Source organism: Hymenobacter sp. YC55 (assembly GCF_029433095.1).
Taxonomy (GTDB): domain Bacteria; phylum Bacteroidota; class Bacteroidia; order Cytophagales; family Hymenobacteraceae; genus Hymenobacter.
The window spans coordinates 1,427,473-1,452,600 of sequence record NZ_JARNTX010000002.1 but is presented as its reverse complement, the minus strand read 5'-3'; the positions used below and the strand labels follow the sequence as shown (position 1 = coordinate 1,452,600).

Genomic DNA, 25,128 nt, shown 5'->3' with positions numbered 1-25,128 from the left:
CATGCGTCAGGCGAGAGCTTGCTTGTTGGTTTTTGAATTTTATTAACGCTGCCTGTTCGTTGCTGCTTAACTAGATGAAGCTTGGGCCTAGTCGGGAGCTACTCGGCACGAATGATGCACTGCTTGGCTTTTGATGTGGTTGCTCCCGTATCTTCCGCTGCCTTTCGATACTTGTATTGCCTATGTTCAGCCGAGTTCTTGTTGTTCTGTTTTTGTTTTGGAGTGCGGGTGCTGCAATGCCATTGCTAGCACAGAATGCTCCGGCATCTCGCAACCTGCTTCCTGTACCAACTTCAGTGAGATGGGGAGCAGGTAGCTTAAGCTGGAAAACGTACTTGCGTCCGCGGATACAGGGACCTACTGATACCGCTACGGCAGCGGCCGTGGTGCGCACCTTGTTTCGGCTGCACCGCGACGGCAGTGCGTGGCCGGTAGGCACGAATGTGGTACCTCTCCAAATTAGGTATGGCAAAGTAGGGCGACCAGAAGCTTTTGACGAGGAACGGTATAGCTTGCGCGTAACGCCAATGGGTATCTCCATCGACGCCCCTACAAGCTTGGGTGTGCTGCGGGCACTTGCAACGCTTGAGCAGCTTCCCCAAACTTCCGGACGCCACAGTGAGCTACCAGAGGTCGACATTCAGGATCAGCCCCGCTTTCCGTGGCGGGGTCTATTGATTGACGCATCGCGGCATTTTATGCCGGTGTCACTCATCAAGCGCAACTTAGATGCTATGGCCGCCGTGAAGCTGAACGTGCTGCATTGGCACCTCTCCGATGACCAAGGGTTTCGGGTGGAAAGCAAGGCGCTGCCGCGTTTGCATGAGATTAGCGGACAATACTACACGCAGGCACAAGTGCGCGAGGTGCTGGCTTACGCTGCGGCCCGTGGTATTCGCGTGTTACCAGAATTCGACGTGCCTAGCCATACCATTGCCTGGATTGCGGCCTATCCTCAATTGGCTTCCAACGATTCGATATACACCGTGTACCAGAGTTGGCGGACGGCCAATGTGGCTATGGACCCAACCAAAGAAAGCACTTACGTCCTGCTTGATACCCTGTTCAAGGAAATGACGGCCCTATTTCCTGACCCTTATTTTCATATAGGAGGCGACGAAAACGACGGCCGACAATGGCGGCGCAGTCCGCGCATCATGGAGTATGCCAAGGCAAATGGTATGCTAAAGGCCGATGGCAAAACGCTGGATAAGCACCAACTGCAAACCTACTTTAACCGCCGAGTGCTAGCTATTGTCACGAAGTACAACAAGAAGATGGTCGGCTGGGACGAAATCCTGGGCCCTGGCCTGCCTCAGAATGCCGTCATTCAAAGCTGGCGAGGCAAAAAAGGTCTTAACGATGCGGTCCTAGCGGGACACAGTGCCATCCTTTCTAATGGCTACTACATTGACCTGAACTTTACGGCTGCCACCTACTACGCCAACGACCCGTTGCCAGCCGATACCCCCTTAACGCCCGATCAACAAAAGCTGATTTTAGGTGGTGAAGCTACTATGTGGGCGGAGTTTGCCGACAGTGTGGTAATGGACTCGCGGATTTGGCCTCGCACCGCCGCCGTTGCCGAACGGCTTTGGTCGCCGGCCGCGGCCACCCAGGACGTACCGGATATGTACCGCCGCTTGGCAGCCGTTTCGACCCAATTGGCGGGATTAGGCTTGCAGCACCGTAAGGCACCCATGCAGCTTCTGTCGCAGATGGGCGGTCCTACGTATCGGGTGCCGTTGCGCACGCTGGCGGAGGTGCTGGAGCCGGTGAAGGAATACAAGCGCCATTTCCAAGGCTTCACGTACACGCCCCAGACGCCCCTGAACCGCCTGGTAGATGCCGCTCCGGCTGAATCTGACGTAGCCAGACAGTTCCAGGAGAAAGTGAGTTTTCTGCTTTCCCGTTACGCTCCTGCCAATAAATCTTCACTCAAAGAAGCTGCCACGCGCGATGCACAAACTGCTGTGCGCGACCAACTCAAGCTCTGGGAAGCAAATGATGCACGGCTGCAGCCTTTATTCACTTCCTCCCCTACCCTGCTTGAATACGCTCCGCTTTCAACCCAACTCCGCCAGCTTGCTACCTTGGGCCTGGAACGGTTGCAGCAACTGGAAAGTGGGCAGGCACCCAGCCCAACTTGGTTAGCTGCCGCCCAAAAGCAACTAGACGCCGCCAAAGCACCCGCTGGACAAGCAGAGTTAGCCGTACTACCTGCCATGCGGAAGTTGCTGCAACAAAGCCTGCTGTAATGCATCGACGGCATATTTTCCTGGTGCTCGATTTGTTGTTTGGTGAGAAGGTTGTTGCCTTGTCAGTTAATCATCCAGTATGGATTGTTGGTAGCTCAGTAAACACGCCTGTGGTTCACCAACTATGGCAACAAAGCAAGCAGAATAGGGATAGCAACCTGTCGTTAACCCTCATGAACCGCGTTGAAGGAGTTGAGATGGAGCAGCAGTTCGGGGACTTTCTCTTGACTATTGACGAGCATCATGGAGAGGCCAGCTTCAGCCGTGAGGAGGCTTATACTCAGTTGACTGTGCTAGGGCTACAGCTCACACCTGTAGTAGAGGAAGATCTAGTGGATTTCGAGTTTCAGCTTTTCAGCTTGTTACCCAATGGCTTTTCGGCCTTGAAGAAAGTCGAACCTTCTTAAAGCTGCCTTGGCACTGACCTTTAACGGCAGTACATAACTGTTACTCTACTTCACTGCTTATGCATACTAAAAAGACCCTGCAGCCTAGGCTGCAGGGTCTTTTTAGTATGCATTCAAACAGGGGTGCGGTCTACATTATTTACTTAGAACCACACGTAGCTGCTCTACCTTTCCGCCCCCAATAAGCCGGCAGAAGTAGATACCCACTGGCAGCTCACGACCGTTGAGTGGCACCGTGTATTGCTGGCCAGCACTAGTTGGGCCATCAAATACTGTGGTTACCAAGCTGCCGACGGCGTTGTACACCTGGAGCTTCATCCGTCCCGATTCAGTGGACCGGAAGCGCAACATAGTTTGCTCAGCAAAGGGGTTCGGATAGGCTTCGAACAGTGGCTGAATCGCCGAGCCACTTACAGCTAACGGAGTGCTTGTCTCGGCTTCTATGCTGCTGGTGCGTGTAGTAGTAGCGAGGGTGCTGAACGCACCGCCCCGGATGACAAGGTTGCCCCCAGCCAGCGTTTTCTGTACAGTCTGACTGCCGTTCCACTCGCTGGCAAACCAGAGGTTGCTGCTACCATCCCAGACAGTGATACCAATCTGGTCGGCAGAGCCAGGCTCGCCATCGTCGGTCATATTCAACTGGAGCGTTGCGTTACCTCCTATTGGGATAGGCAGCAACGGGTTGGTGATGTCTTGGATGCTGGCTTTGCCTCCAAACACCGCCTGACCAGTAGTAGCCGTGCTAGGCTGCACCGACAGCGTCTGCATCACGTTGCCCTTTACCTGGTACACGTGCAAGGTATTGTCTGACTGCTCGAACCGACGCACCAATATATTAACCGAGCCTTGCAGGTTCTTGCCGCTCTTATTGTACTTAATGTTGAAGCCAAAGTTGTTTTTGGTAGCTGCAGTGCCCGCTTTGAACCCGGCCGATTGTGCCAGCACGAGGTAGCCGCCGCCCGTAACGAAATCGTTGAGAGGTTTGGAGATAGTTACCACTGGGTCATCGGCGGTGCTGTTGCGCAGGTAGTAGCCATCAACCACAACGCGCACGGTGTACTGCTTGGAATCACTGGTGCCAATGTTAGGCGTCCAGGTGGCTGTGGCCGTGCCCGTCTTGAAGTCGCCGGGGGTTGCTAAGCCGAGCGTAGCGGGCAGCGTAGCTACGGGAGCTGCACTCACATCGTCGTACACTTTGAACGTAACGGTTGCATTGCGAATATCACCAGCAAAGCCGTCGTACGCGGCATCATAGTTGGCACTTCCTCCTGTAGCCGACATGGCCGTAATGTCGCGGACGGTAGCGCTGAGCGTAACAGTAGCCGTGCTAGACGAGATGCTGGCCGTGGAAGCGAACAAGCCGCCTGTATATGTGACGCGGGCATCTTCTTTGTTTACGCTGAAGGTACTGCCGGCGCTGCTACCCAAGAACTCTGGCCCGGCCGCGTAGGCAGCTTGGCTGGTATAAGAACCCGGCGCGCTGCTGGCCGTCCAGGTGTAAAGGGCTACCCCGTTGGCATTGGTGCTGGCGGTACCCACAGCGGTGCCGTTCACTGTGAAGGTGATGGTTTTACCGCTCAAACCAGTCTTGGTGGCTAGGTCGGTCAGGCGTGCTTTCAGCGTCAGTGTATCCGAGTACTGCACCGCAGACCGGGTAAGGTTAGCTAAGGCGGTAGGACGCTTCGCTACGGTTACGGTTTGGGTGGCGGTGGTCTTATTGCCAGCCGCATCGGTGGCCGTCCAGGTAACGGTGGTTACGCCCAGCGGGAATGCAGCCGGAGCATTGTTGGAAACACTCGTGCTACAGTTGTCAAGCGCAACGGCACTTCCCAGGGCCACGTTGGTAGCCGTTGTCTGGTTTAAATCAACCACAGTGCTGATGTTGGCCGGAGCAGTAATGGTGGGTGCCTGCGTATCCTGCACCGTTACGGTAGCCGAAGCCGTGTGGCTGTTGCCTTGCGCATCCGTTACCGTCAGTACAACAGTTTGTGGTCCTAGTTGGGCACAGGTGAAGCTGCTTGGGCTCACCGTCATCGACGAGATACCGCAGTTATCCGAGCTACCGTTGTTGATTGCCGCTGCCGACAAACTTGCTTGGCCTTGGCCGTCCAACTGCACTGTAGCTGGCCGAGTCCGGGCCACTGGAGCTTCGTTGTCGGTTACGGTGATGCTTTGCACGTAGGAAGTGGTATTCGAAGCCGCATCCGTTGCCGTCCAAGTGATGGTGGTGGTGCCCTTCGGGAAGGCCGCTGACAGGGCCAGATTATCACTCCGAACACCCGATACGGTTGCGTCCGTGCAGTTGTCAGTGGCAACAGGCAATACCAACGTTAGCGTGGCCGAGCACGTGCCGGCATCGGTGCCAACAGCTAGGTTGGCTGGCTTATAGCTGAATACCGGCTTTTGCGTGTCAACTACCGTTACGGTTTGGGAAGCGGTAGCTGTATTGCCGCTGCCATCGGTTGCCGTCCAGATAACGGTGGTGGTGCCTTTGGGAAAGGTAGCTGGCGCGTCGTTCGTCACTACTAGCCCCGTGCAATTGTCGGCGGCCGTAGCGGTACCTAGCCATGCACCAATTGCTGCGGTGCAGTTGTCGGTATCGGCCGCTTTCGTTACGGCTACAGGCGCCGAAATAGTAGGCTTCTGCTTATCAGTTACGGTTACGGTTTGTGTGGCTGTGGCCACGTTGCCACTACCATCCCGTACCGTCCACGTAACGATGGTCGAGCCCAGTGGGAAGCTGCCCGGTGCATTGCTGCTGACACTAGCCACGCTGCAATTATCAGCGGTTACAGGGCTGCCCAACGTTACATTGGTAGCTGCGCAGCTGTTCAAGTCGGTTGTTACCGCTACAGCAGCAGGCGCTGTAATCGTCGGATTTTGGTCGTCAGTTACCGTTACCGTCTGGCTAGCCGTAGCGGTGTTGCCGCTACCGTCCGTCACCGTCCAGACAACCGTCGTGGCACCTAGTGGAAAATTGACGGGAGCATTGTTGCTTACCGAAGCTACCGTGCAGTTATCGGCCGTCACTGGCGTACCAAGGCTCACACTTGTAGCCAGACAGCTGTTGCCGTCGGCGCTGACGGCTACGGCAGCCGGAGCCGTAATCGTTGGTTTCTCGTTGTCCGTAACGGTTACAGTTTGCGTAGCCGTAGCCGTATGTCCGGCTGCATCGGTTACCGTCCAGGTGACCGTAGTCGAGCCTAGGGGGAAGCTAGTTGGTGCGTCGCTCGTAACGCTGGCTACCGTGCAATTGTCAGCCGTAACCGGCACGCCCAAGCTCACGCCTGTAGCTGCACACGCACCAGCATCCACCGTCAGCTTTTTAGCAGCGGGCGCTGTAATTGTAGGGGCTTGATTGTCGGTAATGGTTACGGTCTGGCTGGCGGTGGCCGTGTTGCCGGCGCCGTCCGTTACTGTCCAGATTACCGTGGTGCTGCCCAGCGCGAAGTTCGCGGGGGCGTTGTTGGTGATGCTAGCTACGGTGCAGTTGTCGGCCGTAACTGGCGTGCCTAGCACTACTCCGCTGGCCGTGCAACTGTTCAAGTCCGTAAAGGCCGCCACGGCGGCGGGGGCTGTAATCGTTGGGTTTTGATTGTCAGTTACCGTTACGATTTGCGAAGCCGTGGCTGTATTACCGCTGCCATCCGTCACCGTCCAGACAACGGTTGTAGTACCTATAGGAAAACTAGCCGGGGCGTTGCTCCCCACGGAAGCTACGGTGCAGTTATCCGCCGTTACGGGTGTGCCAAGGCTCACTCTAGTTGCCTCGCAGCTGTTGCTGTCGGTGCTACCTGTTACGGCCGCCGGAGCCGTAATAGCAGGCTTTTGCGTGTCCGTGACAGTCACAGTCTGACTGGCCGTAGCGGTGTTGCCGCTGCCATCCGTCACCGTCCAGACTACTGTGGTGGATCCTAGCGGGAAGCTAGTGGGAGCGTCGCTGCTAACACTAGCCACGCTGCAATTGTCGGCGGTTACAGGGTTGCCGAGATTTACGCCGGTTGCGGCGCACGCTCCGGCATCGGTAGTTACGGCTACGGCAGCAGGGGCCGTAATCGTCGGATTTTGATTATCGGTGACGGTCACAACTTGCGTGGCAGTAGCGGTTAGTCCGGCTGCATCCGTGGCTGTCCAAGTAACGGTAGTGGCGCCCAATGGGAAGCTGGTGGGCGCGTCGTTGCTGATAAGTACCCCTGCACAATTATCGGTGGCGGTAGCCGTGCCTAAGCTGGCTGTGCTAAGCAGCCGTCCGCACGAGCCTGCGTCTGCACTTAACACGACAGCAGCTGGAGCTACAATGGCTGGCCGCTGGGTATCTGTTACCTGTACGGTAAAGGTTTTTTCATCAGTACCACAGGAATTCGTCGCCCTTGCCGTTACTGCAGTAGTTCCAATTGGAAATACATAGGGAGACGTAATAACTGCTCCATTTACGCTATACACCACCCCCGGTGTAGGCGCTCCGGTAGCAGTGGCAGCGAAAGAGACAGAAGCACCGCACTGATTAGCATCGTTGCCAACGCTGATATTGGCTGGCACCGTCACTACTGGGGGCGTGTTGATGGTTACAGTTGCCGTACCCGAGCCAGTACCAGGACAGTTGGCATCCGATACAGCTGTTAGGCTGTACGTACTAGTGGCCGTGGGCCTTACCGGCAAGCTAACCGGTGAAGCTGTAATATCCGTTACGGTTGTTAGCGTAGTGCCATTCGTGTACGTTACCGACCAGGGGGCGGTACCCGTGAGGGCCACCCTGAGCGTAGCCGAACCACCCAAACAAACAGGTCCACCCCCACTCAGCGTGGCGGTGGGTGTGGCTCGTACCGTGATAGTGGCGGTGCCCGTTACTGTGCCAGTACAGCCAGCATCCGATACCGACGTTAGACTGTACGTAGTGCTGCTAGCTGTTGGCCTAACTGTGAACGTGTATGACGAGGTGCTGATGTTGTTTATGGTTTGCTGCGTAGTGCCATTGGTATAGGTAACCGACCAGGGAGCCTTACCCGTCAGAGCTACGCTAAGCGTAGCTGAACCACCCGAGCAGATGCTGCTAGTGCCGCTAAGCGTAGCGGTAGGAAGAGCATTGAACGTTAAGGGGACACTGTTTGGACTTGTAGTTGCTCCTGTAGTATTGCCCATCCTGGTCACTACTCGAATCAGGTAGCCGGTACCGGATACTAATGTGGTGGGCAGACTAGTGGCAATAGCGTAGGGACCCGCTGCCCCATTAACAACACTAAGTTCAGTGGGGCTAGTGAAGCTACCGCTGTTGTTTGAAAGCTGAGTGACAAACTTAGTACCATTACCAAAGGAGCCTGAAGCGGCAAAGGAAACTGTAATATTTCCTCCCGCGCACGATGAGGAAAGTGTTACGGTAGGAGTAGTGAGTTGCTGCCCGTAACTTCGGGGCAATAGGGTGAGCAGGCACCCTATCAGCAGTAAGAGCCGAGTAAAGTTCTGATGCATAGGTGGGAGAATAGTGAGTGAAAGCAGTAGGTGAGAATCATGCCCCTCACCTTAATGGGCACAGACAGCTAAGACGTGTGTAATTGGGTTACTACAGGTGTATCACGCTTCATAAATGCAGGCTACACTTGTAGATAGTCATTATATAACCTCGGCAGCAGCTCGCTCTACTTCAACTTGTTAAGAGAAGCTACTGCTTACAGAAATCCATTAAAATCTGATTAAGATTATATACACGAAGCTATGCGTGTTACTACATTTTTTTACTACTCAATTTGAGTATTTATATAAAAAATTTACATATTTGATGATAATTGTAATTCAACCATAAATTGGTTCAATTCTCTACAGCTCTTCGCCCTCAAGCAAATCCCACACCTCTTGACTATTTGCCTGTGTTTCAATCTTCTACTCACACAAACACTTTAGCGCCTCGTTCTATAAAGCGCTCTAAGGTGACCACCTTTGCTCCTGCGCAGATCAACAGCACTCTAGCTTGTCAGCAACGTTACCTTCCAAGCGAGCTGGCCTCTGACTCGACCACCTTGCTAGAAACCGTTTTGGGCATGGTTGATTGTGGGGCGGCAATATTCGACAACAGCCAATCGACGTACTGTTATGCCAGCCGCAGTCTGGAACTGATGCTGGGATACCCGGCCACAACCTACTTGCAAGGCGGCCTGCCGTTTGCCTTTTCCCTTGTGCATCCCGATGATTTACCGGGCTTGATCCATATCCTGGAAAAGGAAGCGCACCTACTGGACGTGCTGTCTGCGGCGGAGCGGCTCGAACACCGCTCCAGCTATGATTACCGCCTGCGCCACGCCGGTGGGCACTACATCCGGGTGTGGCAGCGCAATCAAATTCTCAATCTAGATCAAGCTGGCAACCTGTTGCGTCGGCTTAGCCTGATTACTGATGTTTCCCACTTGAAGCGAGACGACTCGCAGATGCTTAGTCTGTATCAGGGACAAGGCACTCTTGTTAGCTATATCTATAATACTCTGGAGCGCTCCTTCAGCGCGTGCCGTTTTCTGAGCCACCGCGAGCGGGATGTATTACGGTTGCTGAGCCACGGAGGCGGCAGCCAGCAAATAGCTGACACGCTAAACATCAGCGTCCACACGGTCGAAACTCATCGGCGAAACATGCTCACCAAAAGCAATATGCGGGATACGTCCAGCCTTATTGCCTTTGTATTAGCGGCCGGCATACTGTAGCCAGGCCCATCTAGTGCGGCACCTGGTTGCTCTGCTCCTTAAAACAGTACCGACACCTGCATCCGGCCAGTATGCACTACATTCAGGCCCTTGGCTTTGCGGCCGTCGTAAGCCAAGTTGATATTCAAGCCGTTGCTAAGGCGCTGCTCCACGTTCAAATTCCAAGTGAAATTGCTGCCCGGACGTAGGGCGTTCAGGATTTCCAGGCCCACTACCGAATTAGGGTCGCCTTCAAAATTAATCCCCACGTAACGCGTGCTGGCTGTGATGGTGCGCTTGCTTACTTGGCTAACGCGGGTTTCGATACCAAGCTCATCGAAAGTGCCGCGTGCCTCCGTCTCCGGTCCGGTCGGTGCAGTGTTGTTCTTACTAGTCCGCAGATAAGTACCCGTGAAGCGCAACGTACCGTTGGGCTGATAGCTGATTTCGGGAGCCGCTTCGTAGATGAGCAGCCGGAAGTTACGGCTGTCGAGGTAATTGGAAGTGCTTTGCCGAATAGTGCGGGAGGTATTCAAACGGCCCGTAAAGGACTGCGCCAACGTCCGGCGCAACAGCAGACTTTGGGCGGCTAGATTACGGATGTCGGAGCCCTGCGAGAGTAGTACTTTCTGCTGCGTTTGCTGCACGCTTAGTTCCGCCCCAAAAATGGGATTCGACCGATTGAAATACAGCGTATTGCGCAACAGCTTGTTCAAGGAGAGCAGCAATGTGTCTTCAGTTTGAAAAGCAAACGGGTTCAGGCGCGTCGACAGGCTCTTGTCAATCGTGCGCCGGTCCAGCGTGACGGTGCTGATGGTGGAGAAGCGGGCTAGTAGCTGACGCCACCCGCCCCCGTCGCGCCACGTACGCGGAGCCGCAGTGGTCAGGCGGTAGCTAAACCGGTTGGTGAAAGCAATGATGTAGTCGTCGGTGGGCAAATACACTTTGATGTGCGTCCGATAGACGGCATCCGGCGTTTGGGCTTCCAAAAACTCGTCTCGGTCTTCGCGGCCGTTGAAGGGCGCCCTATCACCGCCATAGTAGTGGGTACCTTGGCCGTTGGGCACGGGCAGAAACGTGTAGTCGCGCCGTAGCTCGCGGCCCGTAGCCACCGAGTAGCTCAGTTCCGACCGTATCTGGTTTTGCAGCAAGCTGGCATTCCAATCAATTTTGGTTAGCACCGTGCGCTGACGGGCACTGTCGCGGGCCGCTAAGTCGCGGTAAGTGGCTAGCACGGCCAAATCCTGGCTTTTGCCGAGGCGAGTAGCCATCGTGCCTTGCCAGGTTTGGGCAATGCCCCGGCGCTGCAACTCACTCTGGTTGGTGTTAGGCGTTTGGTCGCGGCGGTATGTGTAGTCGGCGCGGAAACGAGTTTTAGCGGAATCTTGGCTCTGGATGAATAGGTTGTGCTCGTCGAAATAATTGGCCGACGACAGCAACACCGAATCGCCGGAGGGAGCGGCCACGCGGTTCTTATCGAAGCGGTAGGCGTAGCCGGGTATGATGGGGCCCCGTACGTAGCGCGCCGCCGCCTCGCCCCGCGCCCACTCCGACTTGCTGGTGCCGGCCTTGGAATTCAGCAGAAACAAACTCCCCCGTAGTTGGACGCCACCTATCTGCCGGGCCGCGTCCAGCCAGTGCTGCAAGCCGTCGGCCTCGCCCGACCGAAAGCGGCGGCTCAGTCGGTAGTTAACGGCATTGTCGGCATCCTTGGTGGCGCCCACTGCAAAGTTCAGGATGTTATCGGCCCGGGCTTCGCGGCGCGTGGCATTGCCTTGCACGGTGCTGGCTGTGCTCCAGTTGCGGTCAAACTCGATGTCGCGGTACCGGTCAATTGGCGCAAATTCCGGGCTGGTGTATTCGTAGTCGAGGGCGCTGCGGAAGCGGTAGTCTTTCAGGAAGCCCAAGCCCGGCAGTTTGCGGTCTTGTATCACGTAGCCTACCCGCATGGCGTGTCCTTTATCGGACTCTGGCGAAAAACGGTTCAGATCCAGTTCCGACGAAGCCAGATCCACAAATACCGTTGAGTTAGCATCCACTTGATAGCTCGCGCCGGCCGAAATAACCTGTTTTTGCAGGGGCGCGGGCAGCAACCGAATCGGCTGATAGTTACCGAGCTTCGGCCCCACGTACTCGTACACCCGGCCATTGGCGAAGGGGTAGGCTACACTCAACCGATAATCGCCGTTGCCCTGACCGACTTCGGTAAAGCGCACATCGTAGGCTTCACGCAGGGAGTCGGTCAGGTACGTGAATACTTCCACCTGCTGCCCGTCCACTAGCCGCACGTCGCGGGTGTATTGTACCAACTGCCGGTTGTAGTCCCCTTTCTTGCCGCCCGCTACAGCGGCCTGGGCCACGTTTTCGCTGAGGTTGCGTAGGGCTTCCCTATCTAGGCTATCGAGTACGAGGTTGGGCGAGTTATCGGGGTTATCGGCTTCGCGGTAGAAGTTGCCGTGTAATGAAAGTCGGCCTACTTGCTGGTAATGGCTGGCTGAATAGAGGGAGCGGGCGTAGTTAAAATCGGAGTATTCGAAGTCAATCTTGATGCGCGAGTTGTTGGTGATGAGGTGCTGCGGCGAAAACGTGACTTCCGCCTGGTTGTAATCGATAATGTAATCGTTGTCGAAGCCCCGGGTCATCAGCCGGCCATCAAGGTATACCCGCTCTGAATTAGCCAGCACGATGATGAACTGCTCGCCATTGGGCCCACGCAGCCGGTACGGGCCTTGCACGTTCTCGATGGGCGCTACATCGATACTGGCAAATTTGCCCTTGGCCACCCCGCCCGCCACCGTAGTCGAAGACCGAATTGGTCCGTGCCGCCCTTGCTCCACTGTGCTTGCCGTTCCCGATACCACCCCGGCTGGCTCGGTACCCGGTGGCAAAACCTGGCCTGGTGCCGTAGGAAGTATGCTGCTCGGCGCCGCAGTAGGGCTCATAGCCGGCGTTTGGCCTCCATTGGTGATAGTGGTAGTGGAATACGTACCCGGATTGATGCCGGGATAGTTAGGCAACGGCGTTAACTGGGGCGAACTGAAGCCGCTGAGTCCCACGCCCGGCTGCCCCATATTCACTTCCAGAGCAGCGCCCTGCACGTTTTTGTAGAAGCGCAGGAAGTAATCAGGCTTGTTGCGCAGCACCACGTCGCCGGCGGTCAGGTTCCAGCGCTGGCTGGTAAGCGTGATATAAATTCGGTCGAACTCCTGGAGTTGCTGCGTGTTGCCTTCGGGCTGAAACGGAACGCTTTGGTCGCTAATGGCCGCCGTCAGGTTGATATTGTCCGTAAGTTTGCCTTCGAGCTGCAAGTTGAGCGAGGAATTAACAAACACGTTCTGGGAGTTGCCGAAGCTGATGCCGCGCGCCAGATTACCGGTTTTGTTAATGCCCGGCGTGCTCAGAATCTGCTCCTTCACCGTAAAGTCCTGCGCGCCCAAGGTGCGCCGCGGAAAGTCGGTGCTGTCGAGCAAGCCCCGCGGACGACGAAACTGCGGAGCCGCCAGCCGCAACGGTAGCACCCGGTAACACACCAGCACCGAATCAAGGCCGGGCAGTACCAGGTCAGGTTGGTCGGGGTCGGGAGCGGGCACGCGGCGGGGCTGGCTGTAGCGGTACCGATCGGTACGGACATCGTAGGCCACGGCGCGCCCATTAATGCTGACCGAGGAGGGCACCACCGTTAGCGTATCAGACAGGGTAAATTCGGTGAGGTCTTGGTCGGGAGCGAGCCGCACCCATACGCACCGGCGCGTATTGGGCGGCAGCTCGGGCCGCTGTTGGGCCCAAGCGGCGGCCGTGCCAAGCATACAAGTCAGCAGCAGCCAAAAGCGCAGAAAGCGGGGCGTAAAACTGCTGATCATTGAAGGCAATTAAATACAAAGGTAGGCAGGCTCAACAACGTATAAGGCCACCATATTCGTGCCGAGCTCTACTTACCGCTTATGCACTAGCCAGCCATTCACTTAGTTACTTCACACGCTCAGCAGGCTGGGCATTATGCTGCTAACAGATAAACTTTAGATATTCTCATTGCCTTGTTTCCCTTGGCTGGCACCTCTCCGAAACTTCTTGCTTCTTATCTCTTTCCTTAGCCGGCCAGCGGCAGTTCTATGTAAAAAACGGTACCTGTACCTTCTTGCGTCTCAAACCAGATGCTGCCCCCGGCGCTTTCAATACCCCGTTTTACCACCGCTAAACCAATACCGGAGCCCTTCTCTTTTGTGGTGAAGTTGGGCACGAATATTTTTTCGCGAACATCTGCCGGAATCCCGGCTCCATTGTCTTGAATCCCAATCCGCACGCGGCCTTCCGTCTGCAGCTGCAAACAAACTTCAACAACTGGTACCCGGCCTTTGGGCACAGCCTGCAAGGCATTGATAAGCAAGTTATTGAACGTCCGCACCAACAGATTTTCGTCTGCAAACACCATAACTGGCTCCTCCCCTACTGGCATTGTGAGCGTGATGCGGACATCGGGGCGGCTTCCCTGGTGCAACTCCACGCAACGGCGGACCACCTGCACTACATTCAGCCGCGTAGGGCGCATAGCGGGCAGGTTAGTGAAATTGGAAAACGAAGTTGCAATGTCCGTCAGCACATCAATCTGCGTGATTAAAGTCTGGGACACTTTGCCTAAGAGCTCATTGATATTTGGTCGATTATCCTGGATAGCGCGCTGCAGGAACTGTAGGCTCAGCTTCATGGGCGTGAGCGGGTTCTTGATTTCGTGCGCCACCTGCCGGGCCATTTCACGCCACGCCGCTTCCTTTTCCTGCACGGCCAGTTCTTGCTTGCTTTGCTCTAGCTTCAGCAGCATGGTATTGTATTCACGCACCAGCAACCCAATTTCGTCGTTGGACTGATAATCCAACATCTCGTTTTGCCCCGTAAGCGTGGTTTGCTTTAGCTTTTCGGTCAGCAGCTTCAGTGGATTGGTTAGAACCCGGGAAGCCACAAAGGCCAGCACCAAGAACAGGATAAACATCACCGTAAACGTGTTCAGGATGATGGCAATCAAGCCCACTAGTTTGTTGTCGAGGTCTTTTTCGGAGTCGAAGAACGGAATGCCTACGTAGCCTAGTACCGCACTGGCGCGCTCGTCGGCATCGGCGGCAGCTCGTAGGGGCAGATACAGCGTGTTAAACGACAACGAACCCGCCCGCTCTTCAAGCAACACTCGGGGTTTCACTTGCTCTTTCAAGCCAGCCACGGCCTGCGGATTCATCAGTTCCCCTAGCAACCCCGATTCAAAGATGATTGGCTGGCTACTCACCAGCAGGTTACCATGCGAATCGTAGAGGTTGAGGTCGGTTTCGGTTAGTGCCGACACGTTGTCGGCCAAAGCCAAGAGGTCAGCCCGACTAGCCGAATCGGCCAAAAGACGGCTGTTTTCGAGTAGGTTGTCTTGCACAGCCCGACCACGCCGTTCGTAGGTGCGCCGCAAGTCACGCTGATACGAGTTTTTAACCTGACTGATAGTGGCTATGCTTACTACAACCAGCGGGAGCATAATACCAAGGTTCAGGAAAAGCTGAATTTTGGTGCTGAAATTCGTGCGAAATACGTCCAAGTACGCACCCTGCCCCAATAAGTAGAAACCACTGGAAATCAGCACAAAGAAGGCGTGCAGCAGAAACAGAAACGAGAAGTTGGAAAGCCAGTCAGCAAAATCATAGGTGGCAGTGGTTACTACTACCGTGCGCTGTTGCGTTTCGTCGCGCATGGCAAAGTGGTGAAACCGTCCTGCTACCAAGCCACTCTGGTACAAGCGAGGATTCTGATAGAGTTCGGGCGTTAGGCGGTTTACATAGTCATAGTCGCCTTCGCTGTACACCAGCTGGTCGTTTTCGTAGCCGGCATAGCTCAGATCGGCACCTAAGCCGGGCTGAAAAAACTTTTGATCCACCAAGAGCTCCGGCACCACGCTGTAGGTGGTGAGCTTCTTCAAAGTAAGTTCGAGTAGCACGGTAGTACTGCCCTTGGCAGTTGGAACCGTTACAAAGTCAACGTAACGGCGCGTACTAAAAGAATTGCTGCCCCGCACCAGAAACAGATTTAGCTGGTCGGTGCGGGTAGCGGAGCGCAGCAGACGGCTACGCATCTCGGGCAGCGTTTCCGCATCAGGGTCGCCTCCTATTGGTTTGCCAGCAGGATTGAAAATGGAAACGGCTATTTCGTACTTGTCGAAATAGTCCCGCAGGTAGTGCTTCACAATGCGCTGGCGCACCATTTCAGCATTCACAGTTGGGCCTGGCAACATCGTGCGTAGTATCATGGTGCGCAAAAGATGGTCCGCTGCCATTTCATGGCCTCGCTCGTTTAACAGGAACTCCCCCTCCAAATCATTCTCGACGAGCAGATTGCCCGCCAGCGTCTGCTTATTAAGCACAAGTTGCCTATCGAAGTGCTCGAATAAGGCCAACGCTCCCACCGCCGAACTGATACTGAGCATCAGAAACAAAAACAGGTAGGTTTGATACGGTATCATAGCCGCTACGCTGCGCAGACTAGTAAGCCGCAAGAAGAAGAAAAACAATACTGTAATTCCGAGCAGCACATAATCGACTTGCCCTAGCGCTATTCCTAGCGGCAGCATTATTAGCGTGCCTAAGCCTAGTGCTATTACGCCAATACGCCGCGTCTCAACTCGGACAGTAGCTTCAAATAGCTGAGCCAGCACGTAGAAGCCAGCCAAATAAGCTCCCGTATGCAGCACAATAGCCAGACACAGCAGCGCCTTGAAGCCCGAAGCGGAAATGTCCTGCGTGACATCAACAATGATTTGGGAATTGCTGAAGCAGTTGGAGTAGAACTCAAACAACAGTTCTAGCAATCCAAAAAAGCTGAATACTAGTACTGCTCCTAGCATAACCCGCGTGTGCACTTGGGTTACCCGCTCGGGCCACGTTGCCACCCTGTACCGCTGAAACAGCACCAACGCGTAACCGGCCGCAACCGTCAGCAACAGGGCGTTAATGAGCAAGTCGCCGAGCGAAGGAGAAAGCCAGGAAGCTGCGTATACCCGTGGGTTGAAAAGAGAAAGCTCGATAAAGGAAAAAGGCAGGCCAAAATGCAGCAACAAGGCTCGCAGCACTCCTAGCGGTACTACTACCGTCAGGGCGCCAGCTAGCTCGCGCCGCACCCGGAAAAGACGCCGTCCCCATATCACCCAAGCCGCTATGTACAAGCCTAGGCCCAACAACATTAAAGCGAGCGGCAGGTACTTGACCGTCACGGGGTTCGGCTGCAGGCTTTCCAACGAAAACAAATAGTTGCCTTCATTGGAATACAGCTTTGGCAAGTTAGAGCGGCCTCCATCGGCAACTAACCGCAGATTAAGCCCCCGAAATAGTGCCCTCTCAGCTCCTTCGCGCAAATAGCGGTTGCTGATTCCGTAGCTTTCCTCGAGCGGGATATAGGTAAGCACCACGTACGGCCCCGCCACGTGCCGCAATGCTAAGTAGCGGCCAAACTGCATAACCACGAGCTTTTCGTGGAAGTCCTGCTGCGCGTTCGAGCGGTTAGGGCGAACAGTATGATCGGACCAGTATAGTAGCTGAGTGCCTCTGAATATGAAGCAGGGAAAGGTCGTCTGCTCGACCAAGTTCTCGAAGTTAAGCTTGCCCTCTTGCACCTGTGCGGCCACGGCAGCAGCTTCCTGCTCAGCACCGGTTTCGGCATTCATTACCAACCGTTGCAACCGCGCCGCATCTGTACGCAGCAGCACGCCGGGTACCTGCCCATACCTATTGCCTAGGTAGGCTCCTACAAAACATAAAAGAGCGGCCAGCAGCAAAGCCAGCGGCAGAGACCGAAAAAGCTTCAAAAGAAAGAGTATAAGGCAATAGCGCGTCGCATCGCAGAAACTGGCACCCAACAAAAATGCCGCCAAATGGCGGCATTTCCTATTTTCGCTGGTAGAGCTAGCCTATGACGATGGCCTACTTACCAGAGTTGAATCATAACGAATACCGGCGAAGAAGTAAAGCATCACCACCCGTGCGTATCGGAAGAGCAAAGGCGTTAGTGCCACCACAATAGCTGCAACCGCTGTCACGTATACCCACACCGGCGGATCGTTAGCCAGATAGTATAAGAGTACACCCGTAAGAAAAACTATACCGGTGGAGAAGCCATAACTGATGTACATGGCACCCCAGTAGAAACCTACTTCTGGTTCGTAATACTGACCGCAGGCCACGCAGTCTTCATACATCTCATCAAACCTACGCAGATTCCAGGCCGAATACTTAAACAACGGCCCCTGATGGCAGCGAGGGCACTTCTGGGCTACCATTGCCAATAGCACAGAATCAACGGCCGCCATTATTTGCTAATGGCCTTATTACGAGGATGCGTGTTACGATACCAAAAATAGCCAACGGCCCCCATCAACAGATATGGAATGGCGGCCATATACAGGATGCCTTTGTTAAGGCCCGAAAAGTCATAGCCATCCTTTTCTGTACGGGATGATTCTACCTGCGTTTTGCACATTGTGCATTGGGCGCTAACTGCTAAAGGCGCCAAGGTAAACAGCAGGCCTAGCACCACTGCAAAAAACGAGTTTACTACTAGCTTTTTCATACTATTTCCAACAACAGAGAACAGGCAAAGTTTCCTTGCTTACGTGTAGTACGGTGAAATCATGAAATACACGATAACTCCCGTAACCGACACATACAGCCACACTGGAAACGTCCAGCGAGCAATTCGGCGGTGCTTCTCGAACTGCTGCGTGAGAGCGAAATAAAGCGTGAACAGCACCAAGCCCACCGTGACAATAGCTAGCGTAATGTGCGTAAGCAGCAGAAAGAAGTACACGTACCGAATAACTCCTTCCCCTCCAAACTTGGTACTAGCTTCCTGCGAGTGATACACTACGTAAGAAATCAAAAACAGGGAGCTAATCAAGAAGGCCGTACCCATCATGGCACGATGCTGCAACACTTGCTTGTTGCGAATAAAGATGTAGCCAACCACCAAGCAAATTGCCGTTAACGAATTAAGCACAGCATTTAGAGCAGGCAGGAATTTCACTTGTGCCCCCGGAATCCGGAAAGTTTCGGGGAAGTAGTAAAGCACTGCTACCACTAGCGGCACGGCGGCAGCCAATATGCCTAAGGTTACCTTGTACTTGGTGTAGTCGCCGGGTTCGAGAGTCGGCTTACTGATTGTGGTCATAAGTGTAGAGCAGCACGTTGATTTCCGTCATGAGGCGGTCCACATCTTTGGCTTTGGTACCATCATAGATGCCGCGCACGCGCTTATCACGGTCTACGAGGTACAAGTTTCGGCTGTGCACGATACCAGGGGCTACACCACTGGGAGCAGGCAACCGAAACTCCTCGGTAACTAACCGATAAATAGCAGATTTGTCACCAGTAAGGAAAAACCACTTTCCGGCAATAGCTCCGAATTGTTCGGCGTAGCGTCCTAGCACCGCCACCGAATCGTGGGCGGGGTCCACCGTATAAGAAACCAATTTTACGCGCGGTTCGTGCCGAAACTTCTCTTGTATCCGCGCCATTTGACTGTTCATCTGCGGACAAGCACCAGGGCAAGTGCTGTAAAAGAAATTAGCCACATACAGGCCATCGGCTAAATCCTTTTGCGAAACCAAGCGGCCAGATTGCGAGGCCAATTGAAAATCAGCTACCCTATGAAAAACAGTATCGCGCCGCCACTTTCCTTCTACCAGTGTCGAATCGACCCGGTCAGGCAGGAAAGTGGGCAGCGCGTAACGGTTGGCTCCAAACGTGTAGAGAAACACGAAAGCCAGTACTGGGACCAACAACATAAGGCCCAACAACAGGACGTGTTTGGGCCTCATGTAGTTAGTTGAATGCGTTCTGAATAGCTTGGCCGCTGTATGTTCCTTCGGAAACTAAAGCAATCAGCAACCATATGAGAAGCGCCATCGGAATCAGAATAGTCCAGATGAGCGCTTTCACTTCATGCTTTAAGTGCATGAACTCGGCTACAATAAAGAAGGCCTTAAAGATGGTCAGGATGATGAAGATCGAATTGCGAAGCGTACTCGGATCCATTAAGAATACGAATACGAACTCCAGCGCGGTAATACCTACCAAAACAAAAAAGGTCTTCCAGATCCAGCCTACGTTAGGCTTTGGAATCTCCCCAGCTGGTACCGGTTCGGTGTTTGCGTGATTAGCCATTCCTTTGAGCAGTAACTGAGTGATTAAGTAACTGAGTGGGTTTGATCCCAGCCGAATAACTTGGTCAATTACTCAGCTACTCTGTTACTCTTGATAATTAAACGAGGTAGAAGAAGGTGAAAACAAACACCCACACAAGGTCTACAAAGTGCCAGTACAGGCCTACTTTCTCCACCATCTCGTAGTGGCCACGGTTGTGGAAGGTATCGTTTGTAGTAGCGATAAAGCAGTAAACCAAGAGACAAACTCCCGAGAATACGTGCGTACCGTGGAAGCCTGTAATGAAGAAGAACAGGTCAGCAAACAACACTGGACCATACTGGTTCTGCGCTAGGTTGGCCCCATGAAACACAGATCCATCCGCCATCAGCGTACCTTCTGGTGTACCATGGATAAAGTGACTCCACTCCCAAGCCTGTGAGCCAAGGAAAGTAGCGCCAAAGAGGATAGTCCACAGCAACCACTTTTGCACGTCCTGCTTGTCCATACGGTGGCCAGCTTCTACAGCCAACACCATGGTCACGGAACTGAAGATGAGAATCATCGTCATCAATGCCACGAAGCCCAGCGGCACGTTGGCGTGCCCCATACCAGGGAAGGCATTGAATACCTGATCCGGAACAGGCCAATAAGCCGTCGAGAACTTGAATGCTTTACCAGCGGCAGCGTCGAAAGCAGGGTAACGATGGCGAATCAGGCCGTACGTGGTCAGAAAAGCAGCGAACGTGAAAGCGTCCGACAGCAGGAAGAACCACATCATCAGCTTACCATAGCTGGCTTTGAAGGGTTCGTTGCCACCGTCCCAGTTGCCGCTCCGCGGCCGGTCGGTAGCGGAAGAAGCAGTGGTTTGGGGCTGCGTCGTGATAATGGTGGACATAGCGTGCGGGGTAAGACGAAACTAGTGGTTCAAAAGTAGGAACAAATACAAGTACAACCAAAGCCCGCCGAGGAAGTGCCAATAGATGGTCACGTTGCCAATAGAGAGCATCTGCCGCGAATGCACTTGATAGTTAAAGCTTTTGCGTAGTACGCGGAGCAAAAAAATCAACCCCGTAATCAAGTGAAAAGCGTGGACTCCCATCAGCACATACAGGAACGAACCCGACGGATTAGCATCAACGCCACCGAAGTGAATCTTGTTGCGCACCAATTCGCCCCACACGCTCCATTGACCTAGCAAGAATACGAGGCCAAGCACGAAAGTGATTAGAATACCAGTTTGTACACGGCGTAATTCGTCTTTGCGCGCCGATGCGTAAGCCCATTGAATGCTGGCACTACTTAAGAGAATGATGATACTGGTATACAGCAAACCATGAGGTAAATCAAACTCCAACCAGTTGCCTTCTTCACGCCGCACAATGTAGGCGCTGGTATAAGCAGCAAATATCATTGTGCTGCTTACCATCATGAGCCAGAGTAGCACACGCAACGGATGGGTTCCGATGGCGGGCTCTCGGTCTTTAAGAATCTCTAATTCTGATGAATGCATGGCAGAAAATTATATGTTTTTGAGCGACGCTCAGCTTATATGAAACACGTGCGGCAGAAATGTAGTTTGCATTTTCCTCACATTGCTACTGTTTTTTATCGGCTTACATCTTGTCAAGAACCAGCGCGATTTGTACAATGGGCAAGTACAGGAAAGAGCCAAACATAATTCGCATGGCCGCTTTTTTCGTACAAGTGCGCATCAAGTAAAGCGTCTGCATCAAAAACAACACACCGCACAGGACAGCAATCAAAGCTGAGGTTTTGCCCGCCATATTAAACTGCAGAGGCAACAAGCTCAGTGGGATAAGCAGTAGTGTGTAGGTCATGATTTGGAAGGCCGTACGCAAGTCCTTCCGCCCCGGAGACGGAAGCATCTTGAATCCAGCGGCTTTGTAATCGTCATCGAGTACCCAGGCAATAGCCCAAAAGTGGGGGAATTGCCACATGAACTGAATGCCAAACAACACCCATGCTTCAGGCCCTAAAACGCCCGTAGCAGCCACATAGCCAATCAGCGGGGGCATACCTCCTGGAATAGCTCCCACTGCCACACATATCGGCGAAATGGTCTTCAGAGGCGTGTAGATGAATCCGTAGAGGATAAGCGAAATCAATGACAGTGCCGCTGCTAGCGGGTTGAAGTAGTAAGTCAGTATGCCTAACCCCAATACACCCATTAATATCGTGAACACCCATGCCTCAGTAACACTCAAGACTCCTTGAGGCAGCGGACGTTTTGCTGTCCGCTTCATCAGTTTATCGAGGTCTATCTCGTAAATCTGATTTATAGTGTTGGCTGCTCCCGTTACGGCTAGCCCGCCTATCATTACGAGCAAAGCTTTACCCCAATCGAAAGCTTGGACTCCGAGAAGGTACCCGATAGCACTTGAAAATGCTACCGTCAGCGCCAACCGGAATTTTATTAACTGAAAATATGCCCTGGCTTTGGTCATCAGTGGGTAAAACAACGCAACCGGCGGATAGACTCCGAACCGGGCCGCAAAGTTACGCAACAACACTTGCATAAACGGCCTGCGGTTGCGTTTTAGCTTGACGAGCGTAACGGATAATTGTCAAGAACTGTGCACCAAACAGAATAGTAGCTACTGTGAGGTGTACGGGCTGTACAGTGGCTGGCAAGGCTAAGTAGGCAAGCGTTACGCCAGCTATTATCTCCAGCCCTAGTAATCCCATCGTCACAGTAGCTAAGCGCTGCAAGTGTGCATTTCGAGTTTGATAGAGCTGGTACCCCACGTATACGTTGAGAACAAGCAATAGCAGCGAAAAGGAACGGTGCACTTTGAAGATGTTACCTAATTGTTCTACCCAATTAGCTCGATTCAGATAATTGGCAGCTGTAGCCACAACATCTACCTGTTCTCGGACTTGCGTGCCTAGTACTATCTGTCCGAAGGTTAGAAAAGTAGTTATCCACAGCAGTGGAATCAGCTTGCGAGAAACTGCTCTCTGTCCTAGCACAGGGGCAACTTGCCCCTGCTGCGAACGGTCAACAGCATAAATCAGCATAGCTACAATTAGCAAGGCCAAAGCCATGTGTACCGTCACGAGTTCCGGTAGGAGATTAGTAGAAACTACTAAAGATCCTAACCACCCTTGGAAGCCCGTAAGCAGAAAGGAAGCAAAAGCCAGCCAAAATACAGCTCGGTCACGCCGCCAGTAAGGCAGGGCAAGTATTACGGTCAAAAAAATGAATACTCCAATAAGAGCACCAAGCAACCGATTCACATATTCTATCCACGTTTTGGTGGCATTGAAGTCTGTCTCAATAAACTGAGTAGGATGCGCGAATATTTGGCTTGCGACCTGCTTGAAGCCAAGGCGTTCTAGTGTTTTAGCCAGTTTCTGGTTTTTTGCTACTCGTTGCGCGGTATAAATTTCCTTATAACCAGCAGGCAATTCGTTCGCCTGTGTTGGCGGAACCCATGTACCAAAACACTTCGGCCAATCAGGGCAACCCATACCTGATCCAGTGCTTCGAACTATGCCTCCTACTAGAATCAGAAGATAGACAGATATCACCGTCAGGATGCCAAAAAACCGAAAGCGGCGTACAAAAGCAGGTTGAGTCATTTAAGATTTCTTGTTGCTAAAGTTGACATAGAAGTAACAGTTGAAACCAGCTTTTGGTGTCCAGCTTCCTGCTTACAGTTATACAAATCTTTGTGCTTAGGCCAGATAAAATAAAAACGGGCCGCCGTAAGTACAGCGGCCCGTTTCGGGAGTATTGCCATCAGGCAATTATTCGTTTTCGTTCTCGTAAGGCAAGTTCGAAGACTGCGTTTTCGAGTAAGGCACGTTCTGCGGGATGAAATCCTGCTCAGCGCCTGGCTTGCTATAATCGTAAGGCCAACGGTATACAGCAGGAATCTCACCAGGCCAGTTGCCGTGACCAGGTACTACAGGCGTAGTCCACTCCAGCGTAGTCGAACGCCATGGGTTTTCCGTAGCGCGACGACCACGGAAGATGCTGTAGAAGAAGTTGAAGACGAAGATGAACTGCGCGAAGAATGCTAGGATAGCAGCAATGGAAATAAACTTGTTGAGGTCAGCAAACTGGCTGAACATCTCAAACCCGGTCCAAGCATAGTAGCGGCGGGGGAAACCAGCAATACCGACGTAGTGCATTGGCAAGAATACCAGGTAAACGCCGAGGAAGGTGAGCCAGAAGTGAATATAACCAAGCTTCTCATCCATCATACGGCCGAACATCTTTGGGAACCAGTGGTACACACCAGCAAATAGACCAAAGAATGCAGAGCTACCCATTACCAAGTGGAAGTGCGCCACCACAAAGTATGTGTTGTGCATCTGAATATCCAAGGCAGCATTACCAAGGATAATACCCGTTAGGCCACCCGAAATGAACAGCGACACGAAACCGATAGAGAACAGCATAGCGGACGTAAAGCGGATGTTACCGCGCCACAATGTTGCCAACCAGTTGAAAGTCTTTACCGCTGAAGGAACGGCGATGATAAGCGTCAAGAACATGAATACCGAACCCAGGAATGGGTTCATGCCCGTTACGAACATGTGGTGAGCCCACACAACGAACGATAGCAAAGAGATACCAAGCAGTGAGCCAATCATGGCACGGTAACCGAAGATAGGCTTACGAGAATTCGTAGCTAGAATCTCTGAAACCATACCCATAGCGGGCATAATCACGATGTATACCTCAGGGTGACCTAGGAACCAGAACAAGTGCTGGAACAAGATCGGAGAACCACCGGTGTTGGGCAGTGCCTGTCCGGCAATGTAGATGTCAGACAAGAAGAAGCTCGTGCCGAAGCTACGGTCGAAAATCAGCAGCAATGCCGCCGAGAAGAGTACCGGGAAAGCAAGCAGACCTAGGATAGCCGTCAGGAAGAATGCCCAGATGGTCAGGGGCAGTTTGCTCATGCTCATGCCCCGGGTGCGCAGGTTGATAACGGTAGTGATATAGTTAACACCACCCAACAGTTGCGATACAATGAACAAAGCCATCGACACCAGCCACATGGTCATGCCCATGCCTGAACCAGGAATAGCCTGTGGCAAGGCGCTCAGCGGAGGATAAATAGTCCAACCAGCAGCAGCAGGGCCCGTCTCTAAGAAGATCGAGAGGAACATGATAACGCTCGACGTAAAGAAGAACCAGTACGAGAGCATATTCATGAAGCCTGAGGCCATATCACGGGCACCAACTTGCAGCGGAATCAGGAAGTTAGAGAATGTACCTGACAGGCCCGCCGTCAGCACGAAGAACACCATGATAGTGCCGTGCATTGTAACCAGCGAAAGATAGAATTCAGGATTCAGCTTACCAGCTTCTACCCATTTGCCTAGCACCGGTGTCAGCCATGCCATTGTTGACTCTGGCCAGCCGAGTTGAAGACGGAATATGCTAGACAGTGTACCACCTAGAATTGCCCAGAAGATACCCGTAATCAGGAACTGCTTGGCGATAACCTTGTGGTCGGTACTGAAAACATATTTAAATAGCCAATGCTGATCGTGGTGATGATCATCATGCAGCTCATGCTCATGGTGCGTGGTATTCGGCTCGGTTACCCCGATACCTCCTTGCACCTGCGCTTGATTAGGAAGATTAGCAGCCATATAT

General features: G+C 53.3%; 16 protein-coding genes. 3 read left to right on the top strand and 13 right to left on the bottom strand.

From position 1 onward, the window contains the following. Positions 1 to 182 precede the first annotated feature (182 nt). Positions 183 to 2,258, top strand: coding sequence for a family 20 glycosylhydrolase (locus P1X16_RS19310; protein ID WP_346771257.1), 2,076 nt, complete (start codon positions 183 to 185; stop codon positions 2,256 to 2,258). Continuing rightward, positions 2,258 to 2,665 carry a hypothetical protein gene (locus P1X16_RS19305; RefSeq protein WP_277232407.1) on the top strand — a complete coding sequence of 136 codons (408 nt, stop codon included), beginning with the start codon at positions 2,258 to 2,260 and terminating at the stop codon, positions 2,663 to 2,665. Before P1X16_RS19310 ends, P1X16_RS19305 begins: the two co-directional genes overlap by 1 nt. A gap of 135 nt (positions 2,666 to 2,800) precedes the next feature. Here the strand turns inward: P1X16_RS19305 and P1X16_RS19300 are convergent, their stop codons facing one another. After that, the gene (locus tag P1X16_RS19300) at positions 2,801 to 8,131 is read right to left on the bottom strand and encodes an HYR domain-containing protein (protein ID WP_277232404.1); all 5,331 of its coding nucleotides are present in this window, start codon (positions 8,129 to 8,131) and stop codon (positions 2,801 to 2,803) included. A 455-nt stretch (positions 8,132 to 8,586) separates the two neighbouring features. On the opposite strand from P1X16_RS19300, the gene P1X16_RS19295 reads away from it, so the two are divergent. Next, positions 8,587 to 9,351, top strand: coding sequence for a LuxR C-terminal-related transcriptional regulator (locus P1X16_RS19295; RefSeq protein ID WP_277232401.1), 765 nt, complete (start codon positions 8,587 to 8,589; stop codon positions 9,349 to 9,351). A gap of 38 nt (positions 9,352 to 9,389) precedes the next feature. On the opposite strand, the gene P1X16_RS19290 is transcribed toward P1X16_RS19295, so the two are convergent. From P1X16_RS19290 to P1X16_RS19235, 12 genes are all read right to left on the bottom strand, one after another. Continuing rightward, positions 9,390 to 13,190, bottom strand: a complete 3,801-nt coding sequence (locus tag P1X16_RS19290; protein WP_277232399.1) for a hypothetical protein — start codon at positions 13,188 to 13,190, stop codon at positions 9,390 to 9,392. A gap of 227 nt (positions 13,191 to 13,417) precedes the next feature. Further along, positions 13,418 to 17,155 carry a HAMP domain-containing sensor histidine kinase gene (locus P1X16_RS19285; RefSeq protein ID WP_277232398.1) on the bottom strand — a complete coding sequence of 1,246 codons (3,738 nt, stop codon included), beginning with the start codon at positions 17,153 to 17,155 and terminating at the stop codon, positions 13,418 to 13,420. Between the two features lie 102 nt (positions 17,156 to 17,257). Further along, entirely contained in the window at positions 17,258 to 17,545 is a 288-nt protein-coding gene (locus P1X16_RS19280; RefSeq protein WP_277232396.1) for a DUF983 domain-containing protein, read from the bottom strand. A 110-nt stretch (positions 17,546 to 17,655) separates the two neighbouring features. Beyond that, on the bottom strand, positions 17,656 to 17,916 hold the full coding sequence (locus tag P1X16_RS19275; RefSeq protein WP_277232395.1) for a hypothetical protein: 261 nt from the start codon (positions 17,914 to 17,916) through the stop codon (positions 17,656 to 17,658). A gap of 39 nt (positions 17,917 to 17,955) precedes the next feature. Continuing rightward, positions 17,956 to 18,513: a DUF420 domain-containing protein gene (locus tag P1X16_RS19270; protein ID WP_277232394.1), complete on the bottom strand. Its 558-nt coding sequence runs from the start codon at positions 18,511 to 18,513 to the stop codon at positions 17,956 to 17,958. Further along, positions 18,497 to 19,129 carry an SCO family protein gene (locus P1X16_RS19265; protein WP_277232392.1) on the bottom strand — a complete coding sequence of 211 codons (633 nt, stop codon included), beginning with the start codon at positions 19,127 to 19,129 and terminating at the stop codon, positions 18,497 to 18,499. Before P1X16_RS19265 ends, P1X16_RS19270 begins: the two co-directional genes overlap by 17 nt. 37 nt (positions 19,130 to 19,166) lie before the next feature. Continuing rightward, a complete protein-coding gene (locus P1X16_RS19260; RefSeq protein WP_277232389.1) occupies positions 19,167 to 19,508 on the bottom strand; it encodes a cytochrome C oxidase subunit IV family protein in 342 nt (113 codons plus the stop codon). Between the two features lie 97 nt (positions 19,509 to 19,605). Continuing rightward, complete coding sequence (locus P1X16_RS19255) at positions 19,606 to 20,385, bottom strand: cytochrome c oxidase subunit 3 (RefSeq protein WP_277232384.1); 780 nt, start codon at positions 20,383 to 20,385, stop codon at positions 19,606 to 19,608. Between the two features lie 21 nt (positions 20,386 to 20,406). Then, a complete protein-coding gene (locus tag P1X16_RS19250; RefSeq protein WP_277232381.1) occupies positions 20,407 to 21,000 on the bottom strand; it encodes a cytochrome c oxidase subunit 3 in 594 nt (197 codons plus the stop codon). Between the two features lie 103 nt (positions 21,001 to 21,103). After that, entirely contained in the window at positions 21,104 to 21,955 is an 852-nt protein-coding gene (cyoE, locus tag P1X16_RS19245) for a heme o synthase (protein ID WP_277232985.1), read from the bottom strand. Between the two features lie 52 nt (positions 21,956 to 22,007). Next, the gene (locus tag P1X16_RS19240; protein ID WP_277232378.1) at positions 22,008 to 23,093 is read right to left on the bottom strand and encodes a COX15/CtaA family protein; all 1,086 of its coding nucleotides are present in this window, start codon (positions 23,091 to 23,093) and stop codon (positions 22,008 to 22,010) included. A 168-nt stretch (positions 23,094 to 23,261) separates the two neighbouring features. Then, positions 23,262 to 25,124, bottom strand: coding sequence for a cbb3-type cytochrome c oxidase subunit I (locus P1X16_RS19235; RefSeq protein WP_277232375.1), 1,863 nt, complete (start codon positions 25,122 to 25,124; stop codon positions 23,262 to 23,264). Between the last annotated feature and the right edge of the window lie 4 nt (positions 25,125 to 25,128).